Origin of the sequence: Synechococcales cyanobacterium T60_A2020_003 (assembly GCA_015272205.1) — a bacterium.
In the GTDB taxonomy this organism is placed as follows: Bacteria; Cyanobacteriota; Cyanobacteriia; order RECH01; family RECH01; genus JACYMB01.
In genome coordinates, this window is record JACYMB010000109.1 from 1 (window position 1) to 4,786 (window position 4,786).

At 49.9% G+C, this 4,786-nt stretch carries 7 protein-coding genes; 1 reads left to right on the forward strand and 6 read right to left on the reverse strand.

From position 1 onward, the window contains the following. Positions 1–111 precede the first annotated feature (111 nt). The 3 genes from IGR76_05605 to IGR76_05615 form a co-directional block, all read right to left on the reverse strand. Positions 112–249 (reverse strand): hypothetical protein, encoded by a 138-nt coding sequence (locus tag IGR76_05605; GenBank protein MBF2077992.1) that lies wholly within the window; start codon positions 247–249, stop codon positions 112–114. 42 nt (positions 250–291) lie between these two features. After that, positions 292–1,173: a fatty acid desaturase gene (locus tag IGR76_05610; protein MBF2077993.1), complete on the reverse strand. Its 882-nt coding sequence runs from the start codon at positions 1,171–1,173 to the stop codon at positions 292–294. A 339-nt stretch (positions 1,174–1,512) separates the two neighbouring features. Next, positions 1,513–2,436 (reverse strand): adenylate/guanylate cyclase domain-containing protein, encoded by a 924-nt coding sequence (locus tag IGR76_05615; protein MBF2077994.1) that lies wholly within the window; start codon positions 2,434–2,436, stop codon positions 1,513–1,515. A gap of 332 nt (positions 2,437–2,768) precedes the next feature. Here IGR76_05615 and IGR76_05620 point away from each other — a divergent pair, with 332 nt between their 5' ends. After that, positions 2,769–3,200 carry a pre-16S rRNA-processing nuclease YqgF gene (locus IGR76_05620; protein ID MBF2077995.1) on the forward strand — a complete coding sequence of 144 codons (432 nt, stop codon included), beginning with the start codon at positions 2,769–2,771 and terminating at the stop codon, positions 3,198–3,200. Between the two features lie 134 nt (positions 3,201–3,334). On the opposite strand, the gene IGR76_05625 is transcribed toward IGR76_05620, so the two are convergent. The 3 genes from IGR76_05625 to IGR76_05635 form a co-directional block, all read right to left on the reverse strand. Beyond that, positions 3,335–3,598, reverse strand: a complete 264-nt coding sequence (locus IGR76_05625; protein MBF2077996.1) for a DUF3146 family protein — start codon at positions 3,596–3,598, stop codon at positions 3,335–3,337. A gap of 21 nt (positions 3,599–3,619) precedes the next feature. Next, positions 3,620–3,892 (reverse strand): SPOR domain-containing protein, encoded by a 273-nt coding sequence (locus IGR76_05630; GenBank protein MBF2077997.1) that lies wholly within the window; start codon positions 3,890–3,892, stop codon positions 3,620–3,622. A gap of 116 nt (positions 3,893–4,008) precedes the next feature. Beyond that, entirely contained in the window at positions 4,009–4,665 is a 657-nt protein-coding gene (locus tag IGR76_05635; protein MBF2077998.1) for an aminoacyl-tRNA hydrolase, read from the reverse strand. Positions 4,666–4,786 lie beyond the last annotated feature (121 nt).

Genomic DNA, 4,786 nt, shown 5'->3' on the forward strand with positions numbered 1-4,786 from the left:
GCAGCATGAAATTAGCATTAACAGGCAATGGGCGCATCGTCTGTCATCCTTTTCAGACTAGGAAACCTTGGTTTCCTTTGTTTTGTCATACGATAAGCCCTAAAGGTGTGATCACGATCGCCCCTTCTCTCGATACCCGTCACACGTATTGTGCGATGCAGGAGTTCGCTCATTCGACTGGGGACTGCCAAACAAAAAGCGATCGCTGGGCGATCGCTTCTCAAAACACTTAAAGTTGTGCTGGTTCAAGCTATCAAACTCGAGATCGAGCGTAGGGGCACCCCAAGCTTGTTAAGACGAACGATGGTGGAATCGAATACCTAAAAACAGGTCATAAACGAACGCCCAGAAACTCTTACCTTTCAACAGACCCAAGGTTTGGTCGCACCCTTTTGAATCCAACAGTGGCTGCGTGACTCGGTAGGCTGTTTGGTAGTGATACCAAGGAATTGAAGGCCAAAGGTGATGAATGAGGTGATAGTTTTGCCCCATGATCAACACGTTCAAAATGGGACTGGGATACACACGGGCATTCTTCCAGCGATCGCGCTCCTGAAACGGACGGTGGGGCAGATAGTCAAAGAACAGGCCCAAGGCCAGACCCACGACTAACGCTGGCGAAAACCAGAAGTTGAAGATATACCCTAGGAATCCGTGCTGAACAGCGAAGTACACAATCGCGGCTACCGCAAGCCGACCCAAAAACCACTCTAAAAGCTCGTACTTGCGCCAGAGCTTGCGCCGGAAGAAAAATATCTCGTGATAAAAGAACCGTGCGGCGATGAGCCAGAGCGGGCCACCCGTAGAGACAAAATGATCAGGGTCATTCTCAGGATCATTCACGTTTGCATGGTGCTGCATGTGAACACGAGTAAACACTGGGAATGAAAATCCAAGCATCAAGGCGCTGCCGTGTCCTAAAAGCGCATTAACGACAGGATTGCGATGAGCGACATTGTGAGATGCGTCGTGAATGACAGTACCGACCAGATGAAGTGCGACGACATTGAGCATGAAGCACACAAAACCTGGAAAATTCCATTGCCAATAACCCATTACAGATAAGGCAACTAACGCAACGGCAACCCAAAACATAATCAACGTTGGGTTGATGTCTCCCGGTGGTCCGAGCAGTTCCCTTAACTCTGTCAGTGGCTGTTGTGCCTCCGACATTGCTTCTCCTTCCGTATGTATAGATTTGTATTCGTCCTTGGGTAGTATAAAATACCGACGGTCAAGAATAAAGTTTTGTGAAATTAGCTGAATTAATCAAACAGTCGCAGATTGGCTGACTTTGCTTAACAGCAAAGGCTCCTACCCCATCCATCCCTGCCTAATTGACCAAACAGGACTTACGCCATTGGGCGATTTTGCGCGGGTATAACCCGCGCAAAATCGCCTAAAAGACTCAGGACGCCGCACGTAGTGCGTAAGTCCTGCCAAATTGTTAATGCTGGATCTGGGGAATGGTGAGCAAACGTAGCCCCCCATGTTGGCTCATGTGTGCGATCGCTAAACGACTTTGGATTGGAGAAGATAGGTGGTCATTTCTCCCTTGCCTTTGACGTGAATCGTGCCCCGCTGCTCAAAAACATAGCCATCCTTCAGGCGTTCGTAGACGGCGGTTGTGACCTGGGTGTAGCCTGCTAATCCGTTAGATTCCATGCGGCTCGCCACGTTCACCGTGTCTCCCCAGAGATCGTAGATAAATTTCTTGATGCCAATGACTCCGGCGATGACAGGCCCCGTATTAATGCCAATGCGAAGCTGTAGTGCCTTGCCATCTGTGGTTTGAATTTGGGCGATCGTCGCCTGCATATCCAGCGCCATATCGGCGATCGCCTCGGTGTGATCATAGCGATGGCTGGGCAGTCCCCCGACAACCATATAGGCATCACCAATCGTCTTAATCTTCTCAAGCTGATGTTTTTCGGCTAGTTCATCAAAGGTTGAAAATACGTGATTCAAGAGTTCCACGACATCCTGGGGCGGAATTTCGGAGGAGAGTTGGGCGAATCCAACAATATCGGCGAATAGCACCGTTGCTTCCGTAAAGCTTTCAGCAATGGTGCGCTGTTCTTGCATCAGTTGCCGCGCTACGGCCTCCGGTAAGATGTTCAGCAATAGATTTTCAGACTTTGCTCGCTCCGCTTCTAAGGCTTTCCGCCCATGGAACTCTGCCCGCTGCAATCGCTCATAGAGCAATACGGATAGGGTACAAATTCCGCAAAACCAACCTAAGTAGAGCATTTGTGCAGGCGCCCAGAGTCCCTGACCGGACGGTATATACCCAAGGATGGTATTAGCGATGAAGTAGTATCCCAAAACACCAAGCTGGGTGGTGAGATGCAGCGGCCAACGCACCGGGATTAACGTTGCTTGGACTAAAAATGTCAGCGTCCACGCATAGATACCTGCTAAAGCAAAACCATTCACAGTTGCCCAAATCTGTTCAACGAGCGTGATCGACCACGATGCCCAGACGAATAATACCCCTGGATATCGGCGACCCAGAGATGTGTGTAGCATCCCAAAGCAAAGGAGCAATCCTAACTCGACACTGACAGCCATCCCAATCCAACTGGGCAATTGCTGGATACGCTGTAGGCCATGTCTCCAAACGTATTAGACCTGGTTGATCACCCCGATAGTCGGTATTGCCCTTACAATACCAGTTGATTTGTCTCCTCCTTTTTGCAGAAAAGCCGAAGACAGTTCACAATTCTTCCCGTTTTATGGCTACATTCCAGCCGCTACTACTCTAAAGTATGACGTCATCTCAACGCACCTCTCCAGCCGTGATTCTTGGATTTGATCCAGGTCGTCAAAAATGTGGCTTAGCTGTAGTGACGACTGACAAATTTGTGCTATCCCATCAAATTGTGAATGCCGAAGAAGCGATCGCCACGCTTCAGACGCTGTATCAGCAATTCCCAGTCATCACCCTAGTCATGGGCGATCAAACCACCGCTCAAGAGTGGAAACAGAAGATTCAAACGGGAGTGGAGGAGGTTGGGGATATTGTCCTTGTGGATGAGCGATACACCAGTCTTGAGGCGCGCGATCGCTATTGGGAGATGTATCCACCTCGTGGACTCACCCAGATCATTCCCAAGGGGATGAGAACTCCCCCACGCCCTATCGATGACATTGTGGCTATTTTATTGGTCGAGCGCTACCTGGATCGGGTATCTCCGTAAGCATAAAAGTGCTGCTGCCGCCTTCTTCAGATCAACAGCTCTATTGATCCTTAAGCCGTTTTCCGGGTAGCGATCGCCCGTCTTACGTGCTTTTCCGCAGTTGCCCTGGGCAGAAACTTGCATTTAATTTTGGACTAAAATTTCGCACGAATTGTAAACGAGTAATCGCCGCCCGGTTCAAGTTGATAGTCGGCATGCTCTAGAAAACGCCCCAAGGGATCACGAATGAGTGCTCGACCTAACGACGGCTCAATCGACAACTCTCCCTTGCGGAATCGCCACTGAAATTGCCATTCATAGTCGCTAGCTCTGACTTCTCCCTCAATCTTGCCGTGCTGCCACGACTGATGCGTAATGCGAACGTAGGCGGTCGTTTCCGGCAAACGCTTAGACGCCACAATTTCACTCCATGCTTCGTTTCAACGCAGCATCGACCGTACGGTAGGTCGCGCCTCGGGTTCAAGCACCCACAATACCAAGCCGCGCGGGGTCTCCGTCAAGACAACCTTGTTACCTTTCTCCTGTAGCCGATCGGCACCCCGCTGGGCTGCTGCTAAATCTGAAAAGCTGCGAACGTAGACATAGTATTGATTCGCGTAGATCAGTGCACTGGATGCTTTGAGTTCACCCGGCAACAACACGTGACATTTACGCAAAGACTGGGAACTCAGAACCGGAACCGTAGAGACCATAGCGACCCGTCAACTCTGTAAGGGTTTATGAACTTGGGAGGTAGTTCGCCCTCAATAGGGATTAAGGGCTTACGTCGAATTTAGCGAAGATTCGTAACAACAGCCAACTGGTAGTCCTACGGATTTATTGAAATTGAGCGATTGTTGTAGAGGCTCATGGCTTTGGCGATCCCCTCTCGAAGCCCCAGTTCAATGGCATCGCGGGATAGATATAAAACGTCAGTAATGACTTCAGATTCAGCCTTTGAAAACTGTCCAAGGACGTGGGAAACAACGGCCTTATCGGAATTATGAGCAGCACGAGGGCTATCAATGCCGATCCGTAAACGCGGAAAATTTTGGGTTTTCAAATGGGCGATCGCTGACTTCATGCCGTTGTGCCCGCCTGCCGACCCCGATGATCGCAGGCGGATTTTACCGACTGGTAAATCTAAATCGTCATAGATCACCAACACTGATTCTGGGGGGAGCTTAAACCAGTCGATGACGGCTCGAATAGCTTGACCCGAACGATTCATATAGGTGAGGGGTTTGAGGAGGCCAATCTTTTGACCGTGGGGGCCGCGTCCTTCACCGTATATCCCTTGAAAGCGTCGGTTTTCTGCCATTGAAATTTGCCAGGTTTTTGCCAACAAATCAACGGCCTCAAATCCAACGTTGTGCCGGGTGCGATCGTACTTTTCACCAGGATTTCCTAAACCCACAATGAGTTGCGGGATGACAAGGTCAGGTTGATTAGCGATCGCCTCACGGGATGAATCGGCACGGGACATGGCAAAGGGTATTAAAGAAAATGAGTACGACTGAGTGATGGTGATCAAGAGCGAACATTAATGGGGAAACCCGCGCGCTGCACGGGTTTCAAGATAAAAATTCGCTTTGTCCTGGAGTCTG